Genomic DNA, 15,545 nt, shown 5'->3' on the forward strand with positions numbered 1-15,545 from the left:
GGTCACGAATTTGTCAGCAAGCGAATGGCAAAAAGTATGCATTCTATGCATCATGAAATGCAACAAATGATATTGAATTGCCTGTTGAACAGGCAAGAAAAAGCCCCGCAAGGCGGGGCTTCGAAGAGGATGCAGGGGAACCGGCTCAGGCCATGTTGACCGCGATGAAGGCCAGCAGGAACATCATCACGGCACCGGCCAGGGGCAGGATGACGGGGATGTAGGGCACGACGGCTTCCGTGGCGTCGTCGGTGGCCGTGGATTCGGTGGCGTGGCTCGCTGCGGGATCATGCGACATGCGGTGCGCTCCTGGCTGCAATGGGATTCGGGCCATTGTAGGCAGCGTGCGCGGCGGGCGCGTCTGGGGAAAGCCATGACGCGCCGGCGCTCACGCCGCGTTCACCTGCATGCCTTCGGCCTGCAGGGCGGCGATGACCTCGTCGACATGGGCCTTGTTGCGTGTCTGCAGCACCAGCTCGATCTCCACGCTTTGCGCGGCCAGCAGGGTGAAGGCGCGCTGATGGTGCACCTCCTCGATGTTGGCGCCGGCGGTGGCCACGGTGGCCGTGATGCGCGCCAGCACGCCGGGCACGTCGCGCGCGCTGACCTTGATGCGCGCAAGCCGCCCCGAGCGCACCATGCCGCGCCCGATGATGGAGGCCAGCAGCAGCGGGTCGATGTTGCCGCCCGACAGGATCAGGCCCACCTTCCTGCCCGCGAAGCGTTGCGGATGGCGCAGCAGGGCGGCCAGGCCGGCGGCGCCCGCGCCCTCGACCAGGGTCTTCTCGATCTCCAGCAGCATGAGCACGGCCTGCTCGATGTCGCCTTCATCGACCAGCAGGAGGTCGTCCACCAGGCGGCTCACGATCTCCTGCGTGATCGCTCCGGGCTGTGTGACGGCGATGCCCTCGGCGATGGTGGAGCTGCCCATGGGCAGCTCGGCCTGGCGCACGGCGTTGAACATCGAGGGGAAGCGCTGGGTCTGCACGCCGATGATCTCGATGGCCGGATTCAGCGCCTTGGCCGCCGTGGCCACGCCCGCGATCAGGCCGCCGCCGCCGATGGCCACGACAAGCTGCTCCAGGTCGGGCTGCTCGGCCAGCATCTCCAGCGCCAGCGTGCCCTGGCCGGCGGCGATCTGCTCGTCGTCATAGGGGTGGACGAAGCACAGGCCCTGCTGCTCGGCCAGCGTGTAGGCGTGCTGGCGCGCCTCGGCCAGGGAGTCTCCGTGCAGCACGACCTCCGCTCCGAAGCCGCGTGTGCGCTCCACCTTCACGCCGGGCGTGAAGCGTGGCATGACGATGACGGCACGCACACCCAGGCGCTGCGCGTGGTAGGCCACGCCCTGTGCGTGGTTGCCCGCGCTCATGGCGACCACGCCGCGCGCGCGCTCCTCGGGCGAGAGCTGGGCCAGCTTGTTGAAGGCCCCGCGCTCCTTGAACGAGGCCGTGAACTGCAGGTTCTCGAACTTGAGGTAGACCTGCGCCCCCGTGATCTGGGACAGGGTGCGCGATTCCACGCAGGGCGTTTCGAGCACGGCGCCGCGCAGGCGGTCGGCGGCGTTGCGGATGTCTGGGAGGCTGAGCATGGTGCATTGTGGCGCACGGCGGGCCGGCACGGAGCCGGGCATGCACCGGATTGTCCGAACGGAGCGTTGCCCCGGCTCCCATAATAAAATAAGAATCATTCCTGTTTGCGGGGCTTGTATCGCTCCGGCCGTGCCATGGCTCACCCCTCTGTCCAAACAACTTTGCGTGCCCCGCGCTGGCTGGGGCGGGGCACGCTGCGTGCCTGCGACTTCAGCGGCCCTGACTACCGCATCCTCGATGCCGAGGTTTCGGCCCAGGATGCGCTGCTGGCCGGCCATGTGCAGGCCTGGCAGGTGCAGCCCGGTCTGTGGCTGCACGGCGTGGAGGCGCGTGATCTGCGCACCATGAGCACGCGCTCGCCGGCGGTTGCCGGCCTGCATCTGGTGGTGCTGCTGGAGGGCTGCGTGGATGTGGCCTTCGGCCACCAGGGTCTGCAGATGCAGGTGGCGCCCGGCGATGGCGCGCGGGCCTCGGCCCGGGCCTGCGGCGCCGTCATCCATTCGCGGCCCGGCGACATGTTCATGCGGCACTGGCGGCGCGGCAAGTTCGAGCGCAAGCTCAGCGTCACCGTCCAGCCGCAGTGGCTCGCCGCGCAGACCCTGCCCATGGCGGCACCGTCGCTGCTGCGGTACTGGATGGAGCAGCAACTGCTGGCCATGCGCCCCTGGCAGCCTTCGCCGCGTGCCGTGGCACTGGCCGAGCAGCTCATCCAGCTGGCGCGCGAAGGCTCGGCGCCCGTGCTGCTGGCCAGCCGTACGCTGGAGCTGGTGCATGAGGCGCTGCAGTCCCTTGATGCACCCGAGCCGGAGCTGGCGCAGACGGTGCTGGGCGTGCGCGAACGCCGGCGCATGGCACGGCTCAAGGCCTTGCTGGACAGCGGCGGCGAGGGTGGCCGCACGCTGGCCGAGATCGCGCGCGAGGTCGGCCTGAGCGCCAGCGCGCTGCAGCGCCAGTTCCGCCAGGCCTATGGATCGAGCATCGACGAGTACCGGCGCGAACAGCGCCTGGAGCGGGCCTGGGCCTCGCTGGAGCAGACGGGCTGCAGCGTGTCCGAGGTCGCGCATGCCGCCGGCTATACGAGCGCGGCCAATTTCTCCACGGCCTTCAAGCGCCGCTTCGGCATCTCTCCGAAGCTGGTGCGCGCCCGGCTGTGATCGCCGGGCACGCCATTCACTGCGGCAGGGCGCGCCCGAGGATGGCGGCGATGTCCAGTCCCGAGGGATCGAAGGCCCCGGCGACCAGGGCGCCCTGCTGCATGCCCAGGCGCGTGGCGATGAAGCCGTCGGCCATGGCGGGCGGCGCATGGCGGCGCAGCAGGCAGGCCTGGGCCAGCAGGACCAGGTCCTGGACCAGGCGGCGGGCCTGGGCTTCGAGCTGCTCGGGGGGAGCCGACAGGCGCCGGGCCAGCGACTGCGCCTGCTGCTGGAGCACGGCTTCGCCGGCCGCCGCATCGACGAGGTCCTGCAGCAGCAGGCGCGCGGCCTCGGGCTCGCGCGAGATGGCGCGCAGCACGTCCAGGCACATGACGTTGCCCGAGCCTTCCCAGATCGAGTTCACTGGGGCCTCGCGGAACAGGCGCGCCATCACGCCCGTGTCCACATAGCCGTTGCCGCCCAGCACCTCCATGGCCTCGCCCGTCAGTTCCACGCCGCGCTTGCAGACCCAGAACTTGGCGGCCGGCGTCATGATGCGCTTCCAGGCCCGCTCCAGCGGGTCGCCGCCGTCGTTGCCGCCGTCGTTCTCGTAGGCCTGGGCCAGGCGCATGGCGATCTGCAGCGCGGCCTCGCTCTCCAGGGCCAGGTCGGCCAGCACGGTACGCATCAGCGGCTGCTCGGCCAGCTGCTTGCCGAAGACCATGCGCCGGCGCGCATAGGCCAGGGCCTGCACCAGGGCCGAGCGCAGGATGGCCGCGCTGCCCAGCACGCAGTTCAGGCGCGTGTAGGTGGCCATCTCGATGATGGTGGGGATGCCCCGGCCTTCCTCGCCCATGAGGATGCCCCAGGCATCCTCGAACTCCACCTCGCTGCTGGCGTTGCTGCGATTGCCCACCTTGTGCTTGAGGCGCTGCACGCGCACGGCGTTCCTCGTGCCGTCGGGGCGCCAGCGCGGCACGTAGAAGCAGGCCTGGCCCCCGCCTTCGCCCATGCGCGCCACCACCAGATGGGCATCGCACATGGGGGCGGAGAAGAACCACTTGTGGCCGCGCAGCAGGTACTCGCCGCCGCGCCCGCCACCGGCCACGGGCATGGCCACCGTAGTGTTGGCGCGCACGTCCGAGCCTCCCTGCTTTTCGGTCATGCCCATGCCCAGCCACATCGAGGCCTTGCCGTGCACGGGGATGTCGCGCGCATCGTATGCATGGCTGCAGAGCTTGTCCTGCAGCTGCTGCCACAGCGCGGGCTCCTTTTTCAGCAGCGGGATGGCGGCCGTGGTCATGGTCGCGGGGCACAGCGTGCCCTGCTCGACCTGGCCGTGCAGGTAAAAGCCGGCGGCCCAGGCGCTCCAGCGGCCCGTGCTACTGTCCTCGAAGGGCAGGGAGATCAGTCCCTGCTGCCGGTATAGTCCCAGCAGTGTGTGCCAGCTCGGGTGGAACTCAACAGTGTCGATGATGCGGCCGCGCGCGTCGAAGCGGTGCAGCTCGGGCGTGTGGCGGTTGGCCTGCTCGGCCAGCTCCCAGGTGGTGCGCTCGCCCAGCTGCTGCGCATATCGCGACAGCGACGGGAGGTGGCGCGCGGCGCCGCTGCGCTGCAGGGCCTCGGCCAGGGCAGGGTCGACCTCCAGCAGGTTGAAATCGGTGTACTCGTCGAACTGGTTCAGGACCTCGTGCGTGTCCCATGTCTGTGCGGTGTCCATGCCTGTCTCCGTGGTCGTTGGTCTCATTGGACAAGTCTAGGAAAAATGGCCGGCAAAGGTGTTCGGGTTTCAAGGCAGCTGCCGCAGCCGCCCCAGGTGCGGCGGCGCCCCCTGCAATCGCGTGCGCAGGCCACGTCCCAGGCGCTGCAGGACGCCTTTGTTCGGCTTGTGATCGAGCAGGGCTTCGAGCGCACGACGGTGCGCGAGGTGGCGGCCGTGGCCGGCGTGGGGCTGGGCACGTTCTACGAATACTTCGGCAACATGGACACGCTGGCCGCCATGTGCATCCACCGCCAGGTGCGGCACCTGCACGTCCAGGGAATGCAGGTGCTGGCCGCGCAGCGCGGCGCGCCGCTGGCGCAGCGGGTGGATGCGCTGCTGGACACCCTGGTGGGCGCCATGGCGCGCGAGGCGCCCATGTGGGCCGCGCTGTTCATGCTGGAGCGCAAGGTGTCGGCCCTCGAGCCCTTTCGCCGCCACTACGAGGCCTATGTGCAGCTGTGGGCCACGGCGCTGGAGCCCGGGGCGGCCACGCTCGCCGCGCAGCCGCTGGCGCGCCTGCTGCACACGCTGACCTATGGCTGGGTTTCCCAGTCCCTGCTGGCACTGGGGCCGCGGCAGACCCTGCCCGAGCTGCGTGTGCCGCTGGGCTGGGCCATCCACGCGCTGCTGCGCGAGGCTGCTGCCGCCAGCGTCGTCAGGCCGCCGGAAAGCGCAGGGTGAAGCGTGCGCCGCCGCGCTCGGAATCGTCCGCCTCCACGCTGCCGCCCTGGGACACGGTCAGGGCCTTGACGATGGAAAGGCCCAGGCCCGAGCCTTCGCGGCGGCGCTTGCCCGGCACCTGGGCGAAGCGCTGGAACGGGTGGGCGCGCAGCTCGCTGGGCAGTCCCGGACCCGCGTCGCTGACGCACAGCACCACGCTGCGGCGGTGCTCGGCGTCGGTCTCCAGCGTGAGCCGCACGCCCAGCCATTGCCCGCTGGCGGCATGGCGCATGGCGTTGCTGACCAGGTTGGAGAGGATCTGGCGCATGCGGTCGGCGTCGGCGCGGATGTCGGCCACGCCGATGTCGCTGGGCGCGGGCAGGTGCATCTCCAGCTGCATGCCGTGCTGCAGCAGCTGGGGATGCAGATGGTCCAGGGTCTCGGCCACGAGCTCGGCCAGGTCCAGGCGCTGCTTTTGCAGCGACAGCTGGCCCGCGTCGGCCATGGACAGCGTGTGCAGGTCGCCCACCAGCCGGCCCAGGTGCTCGACCTGGGACAGCAGGGCCTTGAGCTCACCCTCGTCGGCCGCGATCACGCCGTCGCAGATGGCATGCAGCCGCGCCTGCAGCACGGTCAGCGGCGTGCGCAGCTCGTGCGAGATCGAGGCCGCCGTGGCGCGGCGCTCGGTCTCCAGCGTCTCCAGCGAATCGATCATGCGGTTGAAGGCCTCCACCATCTCGGCCATTTCGCCATGGGCCTTGCCGGGCAGGGCGCGGGCGCTGAAGTCACCCAGCTCCACGCGCTTGGCCACCTCGACCATGGAGGCCAGCGGGCGCGTGACCAGGCGCGAGACCCAGAAGCCCACGGCCAGCCCGAAGGGCAGACACACCAGCAGGCCGATCACCAGGGACCATTTCTCGCCGAACAGCAGATCGCCCGTCCAGTACTGGCCATAGATCTGCATGGCGCGCGGGCTGTCCTCCAGGGACTGGGCGTTGAGCTCGTCCAGCTCCAACTGCACCGCCGGCGGCAGGCTGTTGTAGAAGTCGCGGTACTGGATCTCGGAGAACACCAGCACGCCGATGGCCAGCAGGGCGATGGTGCTGAGCACGGTGGCCGTGATCCACAGGCCGAAGCGTACCCAGATGCGGTTGGGGCTCAGTCCCAGGGCCATAGCCGGTAGCCTATGCCGCGCACGGTCTCGATCAGGCCCTCCTGGCCGGCCAGTTGCAGCTTGCGGCGCAGCTTGGACAGGTGGGAGTCGATGACGCGCTCCAGCGCATCGCTCTCGGGCAGGCAGTGCTCGATCAGGTGGGCCCGCGAGAAGCAGCGCCGGGGCTGGGCCGCCAGGCAGGCCAGCAGCCGGAACTCGGTCAGCGTCAGCGGCAGCGGCAGGGCGCGGCCTTCGTTGTCGTAGACCACGGCGCTGTGCGCCTCGGCATCGATCTCGATGGGGCCCACGCGGATGGGGGCGGGCGCCGGGCTCTTGCGCGCCTGGGTGCGGCGCAGCACGGCGCGCACGCGGGCCACGACCTCGGGCGGATTGAAGGGCTTGACCACGTAGTCGTCGGCGCCCAGGCGCAGGGCCAGCAGCTTGTCCACGTCGTCGGCCAGGGCGGTGACCATGATCACGGGGGTCTGGCCGTCATCGCGGATGGCGCGCAGCACGTCGATGCCGTCCATGCCCGGAAGGTGGATGTCCAGCAGCACCAGGTCCGGGCGCATCTGGCGGAACAGCTGCAGGGCCTCCTGGCCGTCCTGGGCCTGGCGCGAGCGCAGCCCGTCACGCTCCAGATAGGCCGTGAGGATGCTGGCGATGCCGGGCTCGTCTTCGACGACGAGCACGAGGGGGGTGGTTGCGGGCTGGGCGGACATGTTCATGGCGGAAACCAGGCCGGCGCAGGGCCGCCGCAGGGGCGGCGGGCCACCGTGCCAAGCATCAAAAGCGCATTATGGGGCGGTGTCCGGCCTGGCGCAGGCCTCCATATTCCCTCCATAAACCCTGCAATCTGGCGCAAGCTTGGGCGCGTCCAATGGGCATACGGGGCATGGTCTGTGCCCCATCCCTCTCTCCGACTGCCCTGCCCACCCCGTGAACACCGCCTCCGCGATGCCCCGCCTCTCCTGCCTGTGCCTGGGCGCCGTTCTGGCGCTGGCCGGCTGCTCCGCGCCACCGCCGGCGCAGATCGATGGCTCGGTACCCCAGGCCTGGACGCAGCCGCTGCCGGCCTCCACGGCCGCCGCACCCGATCTGCACGGATGGTGGAAGGCCTGGGGTGACAAGACACTGGACGCCCTGGTCGAGGAGGCGCTGGCTGCCAACCTCGATCTGGCCCAGGCCCAGTCCAGGCTGCGCCAGCAGCGGCTGCTGGCCGGCACGTCCGATGCGGCCTATCGCCCCGTGGTGACGGCGGGCGTGCGCACGCTGCAGGACATCGCGGCCATCGACTCGTATTTCCACGCCAGCATCGACGTGGCCTGGGACCTGGGCCTGTTCGGAGCGCGCGAGGCCGGCCTGCAAAGCGCCGCGGCTGGCGTGCTCGACGCGGCAGGCCGCCTGCAGGCCGCACGCGTGGCCCTGGTGGCCGATGTGGCCCACCGCTACCTGGACATCCGCATGGCCCAGCGCCAGCGCGCGCTGCTGGACGAGCAGGTGCGCATCGATGCCCGCGCCCTGCAACTGGCCGAAGTGCGCCGCGCGCAGCGCCTGGGCACCCAGGACGCCGTGCAGCAGCTGCGGCTGCAGTCCACCCAGATCCTGGCCCAGCAGGCCGCCGTGCGCGAGGCCCAGGCCCGCGCCGCCCATGGCCTGGCGGCCCTGCTGGGGCGCACGCGGCCCGATGCGCAGTGGCTGGGGGCCGATGCCGGCGCGCCGCTGCCCGGCCCCGACGCCCTGGCCGTGGCGGCCCTGCCCGCCGACCTGCTGCGCACGCGGCCCGACATCCAGGTCGCCCAGGCCGGCGTGGAGCGTGCCGCGGCCGAGCTGGGCCTGGCCAGGTCGGCGCTGTACCCGCGCTTCGTGATCGCGGGCTCGCTGCTGTATTCGTACAACATCACGCAGAACCTGCGCACCACGCAGGACAACGCGCCCACCTTCGGGCCGCAGATCGACATACCGCTGTTCGACTGGAGCCGGCGCCGCTCCCAGGCCGACGCCAGCGAGCTGGCGCTGCAGGCCTCGGTGCAGGCCTATCGCCAGAGCGTGCTCGATGGCGTCGCCGAGGTCGAATCGGCGCTGGCAGCCCTGGCCGCCCAGCGCGAGCGCATCGCCGCGCTGCAGGCCTCTGGGCAGGTGCTGGAGCAGCGCGGGCAGGCGCAGGAGCGCCGCCAGGCCCTGGGCCTGGACAGCGAATTCGGCGGCCTGGCCGGTCGCCGCGCCGCTTTGCAGGCGCGCAGCGAGCAGGCCACGGCCCTGGCCGCCCACGCACTGGCCTATGTGGCGCTGTACAAGGCGCTGGGTGGCGCGCCGCTGCCGCCCGAGGACAAGGACCTTGGCCAGGATGCCGCCCCCGCGCCTGCCGTACCGGGAGCCGGCGCATGATCGCCCTGGCGCGCAAGACGCTGGTCCATGAGTGGCGCCGCTTCATCCCCTCGGTGTTCGCCGTGGGCTTCTCGGGCGTGCTGCTGGCCATGCAGGCCGCGTTGGTGCTGGGCATCTTCGGCTCGGCCGCGCTCTATGTGACGGCCTCCACGGCCGACCTGTGGGTGGGCTATCCGGGCACGCAGAGCGTGAACTTCGGCCGCACCATATCCCGCGACGTGGAGATGCGCCTGCGCTCGGACGTCGACATCGCCGCCGTCGAGCCCTATGTCTGGGTCGATGGCGACTGGCGGGCGGGCCGTGTCCAAGGCGCCGTCGGCGATGCCGGTGGCGGCGTCTCCATCTACCTTTCGGGCATTGCCACGGACGCGTCCTCGATGCTGTTCGCGCGCCTTCTGCAGCCGTGGCAGCGCCAGCGCCTGCGCGAGCCCGGCGCCGTCATCGTGGACCGCGCCGACCTGCACCAGCTGGGCGTGCAGGAAGGCGGCGTGGCCTGGGTCAACAACCACCGCGTGCAGGTCGTGGCCGCGGTCGACGGGCTGCGCGGCCTGGGCGGCGTCAACGTGCTGGCCTCGCTGGCCACCGCGCGCGAGATCGCTGGCGGAGACCTGGCCCAGGGCAGTACCTATTTCGTGGCCCGCGTGCGCGAAGGCGCCCGGCGCAAGGACGTGCAGCGGCGGCTGAACCTGTCCGACGCTTCGAGCTTCGGTCCCCATGAGGCCTGGACGGCCAAGGAATTCGCGCGGCGCTCGCAGCGCTACTGGATGTTCGACACGGGCGCCGGCGCCGGCGTGCTGTTCATGGCCATCATCGTCTGCCTGGTGGGCTCGGTGGTGACCAGCCAGTCGCTGAAGGCCGTGGTCGCCGCATCCTCGCGCGAATACGCCGTGCTCAACGCCCTGGGCGTGAGCCGCGCGGCCCTGGGTCGCGTGGTGGTGGAGCAGGCCTGCTGGATCGGCGGCCTGGGCTTCGTGCTGGCCGCGCTGGCCAGCGCCGTGCTGCTGAGCCTGGCCACGGCCTACCGCGTCCCCGTGGCGCTGAACACCTCGGCCGTGCTGGCCTGCGGCGGGCTGGTGGCCGTGCTGTCCCTGCTGTCGGGCCTGGGCGCCATGCGCAGCCTGCTGCGCAACGATCCGGCCACCTTGCTGCGTTGAGGAACGGCCATGCACTCCATGAACCAGCCCGCCGCCTCCCGCCCCGCGCCCAGCCTCGAGGCCGTGCGCCTGTGCAAGTCCTTCCTGTCCGGCATGGTGCGCGTGCAGGTGCTGCAGGGCCTGTCGGTCACGCTGTACCCGGGCGAGCTGAGCCTGATCTCGGGTCCCTCGGGCTGCGGCAAGAGCACCCTGCTGTCGCTGATGTCGGGGCTGCAGGCGCCCGACAGCGGCCACGCCATGGCCCTGGGCGAGGACCTGGGCAGGATGGGAACGCGCGCTCTGGAGAAATTCCGCCTGCGCCACACCGGCTTCGTGTTCCAGGGCTTCAACCTGTTTCCCGCGCTGACTTCGCTGGAGCAGGTGCAGCTGCCGCTGGGCTACATGGGCCTGCGCAGCGCCGAGGCGCTGCGCCGTGCCCAGCAGGCGCTGGAGGAGGTGGGCCTGTCGCACCGCGCCCACATGCGTCCGGCCGAGCTGTCGGGTGGCGAAAAGCAGCGCGTGGCCATCGCGCGCGCCATGGCCAAGGCGCCCCAGCTGCTGTTCGCCGACGAGCCCACGAGTGCGCTGGATGCCGAAAGCGGCCAGCGCGTCATCGACATCCTGCACCGCGCGGCGCGCAACCACGGCACGACGGTGCTGTGCGTGAGCCACGACCCGCGCCTGGTGCGCCATGCCGACCGCGTGCTCGGCATGGAGGATGGCGCCATCCGCAGCGATTGGCGCCAGTCCACTTCCCTCAAGGAACAACAAGAATGAAGCACCCCCTGAGCGGCTTCGCCGCCTCTCCCACGGGCCTGGCGGCGGCACTGGCCCTGTCCGCGCTGGTCGCGGGCTGCGGGCCCTCGCACGATGCGCCGGCCGGTACGGGGCCGGCGGCCGCGGGCGCCAAGACCCAGCAGCCTGCATCGGTGGCCGTGGCGCGCGGCAAGATCGAGGTCGAAGGCGGCCTGCTCGATCTGTCGCCCGCCGTGGCCGGCGTGGTCCGGCAGATGGCCGTCAAGGAAGGCCAGGCCGTGCAGCGCGGCCAGTTGCTGCTGCAGCTGACGGATGACCCGTTGCGTGCCGACGTGGCCGTGGCCGAATCCGAAGCGCAACTGGCCAAGGCCCGGCAGAAGGCGCGTGCGGCCCGCCTGCCCCAGCTCAAGCAGACGCTGGCGCGCTGGCAGGCCGCGGCACGCGAAGGCGCGGCCGATGCCCAGGGCGTGGACGAGGCCGCGCAGGCCCTGCGCGACGCCCAGGCCGAGAGCGACGTGGCCGCAGCCGAGGCCCTGGTGGCCGAGCGCAAGCTCGAACAGCTTCGTGCCCAGCACAAGCGCCTGGAACTGCGTGCCCCCGAGGCCGGCACCGTGGTGCGCCTGGCCACGCATGCGGGCAGCCAGGCCGTGCCGGGCACGCCGGCCGTGGTGCTGCTGCCCCAGCGCCCGCTGCAGGTGCGTGCCGAGATCAATGAGAGCTTCGCGGCCGCCGTGCGCGAAGGCATGGCCGCCACGGTGGTGCTGGACGCCGATGGCGCCGCGCCGCAGCCGCTGCCGGCCGCGCGCGTGCTGCGCATCAGCCCCGTCTACGGCACGGCGCGGCTGCAGGATGACCAGCAGCGCGGACCGGTGCGCGTCATCGAATGCGTGCTGGCTTTCGACCAGGCCCCCGCCGCCGCCGTACGCGTGGGCCAAAACGTGAGGGTGCAATTTCATGAATAAGCGCATTCCCCTGTACCTGGACACGGCCGCTCCCGGCTGGATGGTGCAAAGCGATTTCGATGGCACGATCAGCCTGCTGGACGTGACCGACACCCTGCTCAACCGCTTCGGCCGGCCGGGCTGGCAGGCGCTGGAGGATGCGTGGGAGCGTGGCGAGATCGGCTCGCGCGAATGCATGAAGGGCCAGGTGGGCCTGCTGGACATGAGCGAGGCCGAGCTGCGCGCACACCTGGACACCATCGCGATCGACCCCGGCTTCGCGGGCTTCGTGGCCGCGGCCCAGGCCCACGGCATGGTGGTGCAGGTGGTCAGCGACGGCATCGACTACGCCATACGCCATGTGCTCGCGCGCCACGGCCTGGGCCATCTGGACGTCATTGCCAATCGCCTGGTGCAGACCGGCGAGCGCAGCTGGCGCCTGGAGTCGCCCTGGGCCAGCGCGCGCTGCGCACGCGCCAGCGGCAACTGCAAGTGCGAGCGCCTGGCCGAGCAGCAGGCCGTGCATGGCCGCGTGCTCTACGTGGGCGACAGCACCTCGGACTTCTGCGTCTCGGGCCGGGCCGACTTCGTGCTGGCCAAGTACAAGCTGATCGCGCATTGCGAAAGCCGGGGCATCGCCCATGCGCCGTTCGAGCATTTCGAACAGGCCACCGCGTTGCTGGACAAGGTGGTGCTCGGCCTGGAGGCCATGGCATGACGATATACCCCCTGAGTCGCTTCGCTCCTTCCCCCAAGGGGGACGACACCCTCGGTGCGGGGCGGCCCTTCCTCGGTGTCTCTGGCTTCAGGGCGTGCCGGTTTCGTAGGCTGAGGGTGGCGCGGAGCGCCCTGGGAAATTGATATGAATTTAAGTGATGGGTTCTCCCTGGTGCAGCGCAGCGAACCCGCACCGGGGCTGGATGGCATCTGCGTGACCGCGCATGAGTTCGTCATGCCGGGCACGGGCACTGCGGGCCGCACCGGCGTGCTGCTGGTGCATGGCCTGACGGGCACGCCGGCCGAGATGCGTGTGCTGGCCAAGGGCCTGAACCGCCAGGGCTTCACGGTCTACGCGGTACAGCTGGCCGGTCACTGCGGCAGCATGGAAGACCTGATCGACACGCGCTGGACCGACTGGCTGGCCAGCGTCGAGGACGGCCTCATGCGCCTGTCGCGGCATGTGGACCATGTGGTGGTCGGCGGCCTGTCCATGGGCGCCGTGCTCTCGCTGGCCGTGGCCGAACGCCACCCCGACAAGGTGTCCGGTGTCTGCGCCCTGTCCACCACCTTCCGCTACGACGGCTGGAGCATTCCCTTCTATACGCGGCTGGCCTTCCTGCTGCCGCTGTTCCGTGCGCTGGGCATCGGCCGCCATAGCGTGTTCATGGAGCAGCCGCCCTACGGCATCAAGGACGAGGCCCTGCGCGCGCGCGTGGTCGAGCAGATGCACTCGGGGGACAGCGCGGCGGCCGGCCTGCCCGGCAATCCCTGGTGGTCCATCATCGAGCTGCGCCGCCTGTCGGCCCATGTGCTGTCGCGCCTGCCCCTGCTGCGCTCGCCCTGCCTGGTCATCCATGCGCGCAACGATGACATCTCCTCGGTGGCCAACGCCCATGACATCGTGCATGGCGCCACGCAGGCCCACGTGGAGCTGGTGCTGCTGGAAAACAGCTACCACATGGTCACCATCGACCGCGACCGCCGCACCGTGATCGCGCGCACCACCGAATTCGTGGCCCGCATCGCCAGCGGTGCCGTCCCGCGCGACAGCGCCGCCGTGGAGGACGCGCGGCATGGGCAGTGACCTCTCGCCGCTGGTCATCACGCTGTGGGTGCTCAACGTGCTGGTGGACAGCGGAGGCCAACTGGCCTTCAAGGCCGCGGCCAGCCAGCCCGGCGAGCTGGATGGCCTGGCGCGCTGGCGCTTCATGGCCGCGCGCCCCTGGATCTGGCTGGGCGTGGGCTGCTATGTGGCCGAGTTCGTGCTGTGGCTGGCCTTTCTGTCGCTGGTGCCGCTGTCCGAGGGCGTGCTGCTGGGCTCCATCAACATCGTGGCCATCATGATCGCGGGCCGACTGCTGTTCGCCGAGAAGCTGGCGCCCATGCGGGTGGCGGGCATCGTCCTTGTTTCGATAGGCGTGGCCATCGTCGGATTGCATTGAAAGATGGAGGACCCCCTGAGTCGCTTCGCGCCTTCCCCCTTGAAGGGGGACGACACCCTCGCTGCGAGGCGGCTCTTGCTCGGTGTCCCGCGCTTGCGCCGCGACAGTTTCAAGCGATGCGTGCAGAGCCAGCATCAAGGAACTGAAATACCGATATGAAGCGTTTTTATTTCATTGGCTTTCTGGTGCTCATGGCCTTCGACACGCTGGCCCAGCTGAGCTTCAAGCAGGCCGGCATTTCGGCGCTGCCGCTGGAGTTCTCGGTGGATTGGCTGGCGCGCGTGTTCGGCCAGCCCTGGATCTACGGCGCCTTCGTGGGCTACATCGGTGCCTTCTTCTCGTGGATGACGCTGCTCCAGCGCGCGCCCATCGGTCCGGCCTTCGCGGCCTCGCACCTGGAGATCCTCTCGGTGCTGGCGCTGTCGTACTGGCTGTTCGACGAGCGCATCGGCCTGCCGCAGATCATCGGCTGCCTGTTCATCGTGGCCGGCATCGCCTGCCTGGCCGTCAGCGAGACGCAGGAGGCCGAGGGGGCCGGCGCAGACGATGACGCGCCGGGCCATGCGGGCGGCAACCCGGGTGCGGGCTCGGCCAGCGCGGGCGCCGCGCATCTGGCGGCCTCGGCCGATCACGGCACGCACCGTGGCTGAACGCGTGCTGCCGCCCACGGCGGGCCTGCCGCTGCGCGCGGCCGACCTGCTGCCCTGGGGCGATGCGGACCTGGCAGGGGCACTGGCGCAGTGGCTGGGCGTGCCGTCCGTGCAGCTCGAATGCTCGGGCACCTCGGCGTTGATGGTGGCGCTGCAGGCGCTGCGCCGCCTGGCGCCCGCGCGCAGCGAGGTCATCGTGCCCGCCTACACCTGCCCGCTGGTGGCGCTGGCCGTGGCCCATTGCGGACTGCAGCTGCGGCTGTGCGAACTGCGCCCCGATGCGCTGGACATGAGCGCGCTCCATCTGCGCGCCCTGTGCAGCGAGCGGACCCTGGCCGTGCTGCCCACCCACCTGTGCGGCCGCGTGGCCGACGTGGCCATGGCCCTGGACTGCGCACGCGCCGTGGGCGCCTGGGTGATCGAGGATGCGGCCCAGGCGCTGGGCGCGCGCGTGCATGGCCAGCCCGTGGGATGGCAGGGCGACGTGGGTTTCTACAGCCTGGCCGTGGGCAAGGGCCTGACCACCTTCGAGGGCGGCGTGCTGCTGGTGCGCGATGCCGCGCTGCGCGATGCGTTGAGGGAGGCACACGCTGCCGGCGTGCGCCAGGATGCTGTATGGGAACTGCGCCGCAGCCTGGAGCTGCTGGGCTACGCGGCCCTGTACCGGCCTGCGGGGCTGGGCCTGGCCTATGGCCGGCCCCTGCGCGATGCGCTGTCACGCGGTGACTGGGTGGAGGCGGCAGGCGACGATTTCGACGATGCCATTCCGCGCCACGAACTGGGCGCCTGGCGCCGCCGCGTGGGCCGGCGCGCGCTGGCGCGGCTGGCGGACTTCCAGCAGCGGCTGCGGCGCCAGGCCGATGAGCGCCGCGCCCGGCTGGCGGCCATAGCCGGGGTCGAGGTGGTCTGCGATGCCGTGCCCGGCGCGCAGGGCGTCTGGCCCGTGCTGCTGCTGCGCCTGCGTGACGCGGCCGTGCGCGATGCGCTGCTGCGCGCGCAGTGGGGGCAGGGCTGGGGCCTGTCCCTGCCCTTCGTCCATGTGCTGCCCGACTATGGCCGCTACGACCATGTGCTGGGACTGGCGCGGCAGGACGCGGTGGAGCAGGCGCGCGACTGGGCGCAGCGCCTGGTGGCCGTGGGCAACAGCCCGTGGTTCGGCGATGCGCGCTTCGGCGACCTGGTGGACGTTCTGGAACGACAGCTGGCCTGAGAGCGTGA

The 15,545-nt window shown here is 70.9% G+C and carries 16 protein-coding genes; 11 read left to right on the forward strand and 5 right to left on the reverse strand.

Annotated features, from left to right (window positions below; genetic code table 11):
- Window positions 1–145: 145 nt before the first annotated feature.
- Together L1Z78_RS00600 and L1Z78_RS00605 are read right to left on the reverse strand one after the other, a co-directional pair.
- Window positions 146–298: a hypothetical protein gene (locus tag L1Z78_RS00600; RefSeq protein WP_234639657.1), complete on the reverse strand. Its 153-nt coding sequence runs from the start codon at window positions 296–298 to the stop codon at window positions 146–148.
- Window positions 299–388: 90 nt separating this feature from the next.
- Window positions 389–1,588 (reverse strand): threonine ammonia-lyase, encoded by a 1,200-nt coding sequence (locus tag L1Z78_RS00605; RefSeq protein ID WP_234639658.1) that lies wholly within the window; start codon window positions 1,586–1,588, stop codon window positions 389–391.
- Between the two features lie 162 nt (window positions 1,589–1,750).
- Between L1Z78_RS00605 and L1Z78_RS00610 the strand changes: the two genes are divergently transcribed.
- Window positions 1,751–2,743 carry a helix-turn-helix transcriptional regulator gene (locus L1Z78_RS00610; protein ID WP_234639659.1) on the forward strand — a complete coding sequence of 331 codons (993 nt, stop codon included), beginning with the start codon at window positions 1,751–1,753 and terminating at the stop codon, window positions 2,741–2,743.
- 16 nt (window positions 2,744–2,759) lie between these two features.
- Here L1Z78_RS00610 and L1Z78_RS00615 read toward each other — a convergent pair whose 3' ends face one another.
- Entirely contained in the window at window positions 2,760–4,442 is a 1,683-nt protein-coding gene (locus L1Z78_RS00615) for an acyl-CoA dehydrogenase family protein (RefSeq protein WP_234639660.1), read from the reverse strand.
- A gap of 45 nt (window positions 4,443–4,487) precedes the next feature.
- Between L1Z78_RS00615 and L1Z78_RS00620 the strand changes: the two genes are divergently transcribed.
- Window positions 4,488–5,165: a TetR/AcrR family transcriptional regulator gene (locus L1Z78_RS00620; RefSeq protein ID WP_418921661.1), complete on the forward strand. Its 678-nt coding sequence runs from the start codon at window positions 4,488–4,490 to the stop codon at window positions 5,163–5,165.
- Here the strand turns inward: L1Z78_RS00620 and L1Z78_RS00625 are convergent.
- Entirely contained in the window at window positions 5,140–6,318 is a 1,179-nt protein-coding gene (locus L1Z78_RS00625) for a sensor histidine kinase (RefSeq protein ID WP_234639662.1), read from the reverse strand. The genes L1Z78_RS00620 and L1Z78_RS00625 overlap by 26 nt on opposite strands.
- Entirely contained in the window at window positions 6,303–7,025 is a 723-nt protein-coding gene (locus tag L1Z78_RS00630) for a response regulator (RefSeq protein ID WP_234639663.1), read from the reverse strand. Before L1Z78_RS00630 ends, L1Z78_RS00625 begins: the two co-directional genes overlap by 16 nt.
- A 229-nt stretch (window positions 7,026–7,254) precedes the next feature.
- Between L1Z78_RS00630 and L1Z78_RS00635 the strand changes: the two genes are divergently transcribed.
- From L1Z78_RS00635 to L1Z78_RS00675, 9 genes are all read left to right on the forward strand, one after another.
- Window positions 7,255–8,685 (forward strand): TolC family protein, encoded by a 1,431-nt coding sequence (locus tag L1Z78_RS00635; RefSeq protein WP_234639664.1) that lies wholly within the window; start codon window positions 7,255–7,257, stop codon window positions 8,683–8,685.
- Window positions 8,682–9,839 (forward strand): ABC transporter permease, encoded by a 1,158-nt coding sequence (locus L1Z78_RS00640; protein ID WP_234639665.1) that lies wholly within the window; start codon window positions 8,682–8,684, stop codon window positions 9,837–9,839. The genes L1Z78_RS00635 and L1Z78_RS00640 overlap by 4 nt, the downstream gene beginning before the upstream one ends.
- Before the next feature lie 9 nt (window positions 9,840–9,848).
- Window positions 9,849–10,595, forward strand: a complete 747-nt coding sequence (locus L1Z78_RS00645) for an ABC transporter ATP-binding protein (protein WP_234639666.1) — start codon at window positions 9,849–9,851, stop codon at window positions 10,593–10,595.
- Window positions 10,592–11,536 (forward strand): HlyD family secretion protein, encoded by a 945-nt coding sequence (locus L1Z78_RS00650; RefSeq protein ID WP_234639667.1) that lies wholly within the window; start codon window positions 10,592–10,594, stop codon window positions 11,534–11,536. The genes L1Z78_RS00645 and L1Z78_RS00650 overlap by 4 nt, the downstream gene beginning before the upstream one ends.
- Window positions 11,529–12,233: an MtnX-like HAD-IB family phosphatase gene (locus tag L1Z78_RS00655; protein WP_234639668.1), complete on the forward strand. Its 705-nt coding sequence runs from the start codon at window positions 11,529–11,531 to the stop codon at window positions 12,231–12,233. Before L1Z78_RS00650 ends, L1Z78_RS00655 begins: the two co-directional genes overlap by 8 nt.
- A 144-nt stretch (window positions 12,234–12,377) precedes the next feature.
- Window positions 12,378–13,319 (forward strand): alpha/beta hydrolase, encoded by a 942-nt coding sequence (locus tag L1Z78_RS00660; protein WP_234639669.1) that lies wholly within the window; start codon window positions 12,378–12,380, stop codon window positions 13,317–13,319.
- A complete protein-coding gene (locus tag L1Z78_RS00665) occupies window positions 13,309–13,677 on the forward strand; it encodes an EamA family transporter (RefSeq protein ID WP_234639670.1) in 369 nt (122 codons plus the stop codon). Before L1Z78_RS00660 ends, L1Z78_RS00665 begins: the two co-directional genes overlap by 11 nt.
- A gap of 155 nt (window positions 13,678–13,832) precedes the next feature.
- Complete coding sequence (locus L1Z78_RS00670) at window positions 13,833–14,327, forward strand: DMT family transporter (RefSeq protein ID WP_234639671.1); 495 nt, start codon at window positions 13,833–13,835, stop codon at window positions 14,325–14,327.
- Window positions 14,320–15,537, forward strand: a complete 1,218-nt coding sequence (locus tag L1Z78_RS00675; protein WP_234639672.1) for a DegT/DnrJ/EryC1/StrS family aminotransferase — start codon at window positions 14,320–14,322, stop codon at window positions 15,535–15,537. Before L1Z78_RS00670 ends, L1Z78_RS00675 begins: the two co-directional genes overlap by 8 nt.
- The last annotated feature ends 8 nt before the right edge of the window (window positions 15,538–15,545 follow it).

The sequence above is a fragment of the Delftia tsuruhatensis genome, assembly GCF_903815225.1.
In the GTDB taxonomy this organism is placed as follows: domain Bacteria; phylum Pseudomonadota; class Gammaproteobacteria; order Burkholderiales; family Burkholderiaceae_C; genus Comamonas; species Comamonas tsuruhatensis_A.

What these genes read in the sequence shown, in the direction of transcription:
- L1Z78_RS00600 (WP_234639657.1), bottom strand. Translation starts at nt 298, where the DNA reads ATGTCGCATGATCCCGCAGCGAGCCACGCCACCGAATCCACGGCCACC.
- L1Z78_RS00605 (WP_234639658.1), bottom strand. Translation starts at nt 1,588, where the DNA reads ATGCTCAGCCTCCCAGACATCCGCAACGCCGCCGACCGCCTGCGCGGC.
- L1Z78_RS00615 (WP_234639660.1), bottom strand. Translation starts at nt 4,442, where the DNA reads ATGGACACCGCACAGACATGGGACACGCACGAGGTCCTGAACCAGTTC.
- L1Z78_RS00620 (WP_418921661.1), top strand. Translation starts at nt 4,488, where the DNA reads ATGGCCGGCAAAGGTGTTCGGGTTTCAAGGCAGCTGCCGCAGCCGCCC.
- L1Z78_RS00625 (WP_234639662.1), bottom strand. Translation starts at nt 6,318, where the DNA reads ATGGCCCTGGGACTGAGCCCCAACCGCATCTGGGTACGCTTCGGCCTG.
- L1Z78_RS00630 (WP_234639663.1), bottom strand. Translation starts at nt 7,025, where the DNA reads ATGAACATGTCCGCCCAGCCCGCAACCACCCCCCTCGTGCTCGTCGTC.
- L1Z78_RS00635 (WP_234639664.1), top strand. Translation starts at nt 7,255, where the DNA reads ATGCCCCGCCTCTCCTGCCTGTGCCTGGGCGCCGTTCTGGCGCTGGCC.
- L1Z78_RS00640 (WP_234639665.1), top strand. Translation starts at nt 8,682, where the DNA reads ATGATCGCCCTGGCGCGCAAGACGCTGGTCCATGAGTGGCGCCGCTTC.
- L1Z78_RS00645 (WP_234639666.1), top strand. Translation starts at nt 9,849, where the DNA reads ATGCACTCCATGAACCAGCCCGCCGCCTCCCGCCCCGCGCCCAGCCTC.
- L1Z78_RS00650 (WP_234639667.1), top strand. Translation starts at nt 10,592, where the DNA reads ATGAAGCACCCCCTGAGCGGCTTCGCCGCCTCTCCCACGGGCCTGGCG.
- L1Z78_RS00655 (WP_234639668.1), top strand. Translation starts at nt 11,529, where the DNA reads ATGAATAAGCGCATTCCCCTGTACCTGGACACGGCCGCTCCCGGCTGG.
- L1Z78_RS00660 (WP_234639669.1), top strand. Translation starts at nt 12,378, where the DNA reads ATGAATTTAAGTGATGGGTTCTCCCTGGTGCAGCGCAGCGAACCCGCA.
- L1Z78_RS00665 (WP_234639670.1), top strand. Translation starts at nt 13,309, where the DNA reads ATGGGCAGTGACCTCTCGCCGCTGGTCATCACGCTGTGGGTGCTCAAC.
- L1Z78_RS00670 (WP_234639671.1), top strand. Translation starts at nt 13,833, where the DNA reads ATGAAGCGTTTTTATTTCATTGGCTTTCTGGTGCTCATGGCCTTCGAC.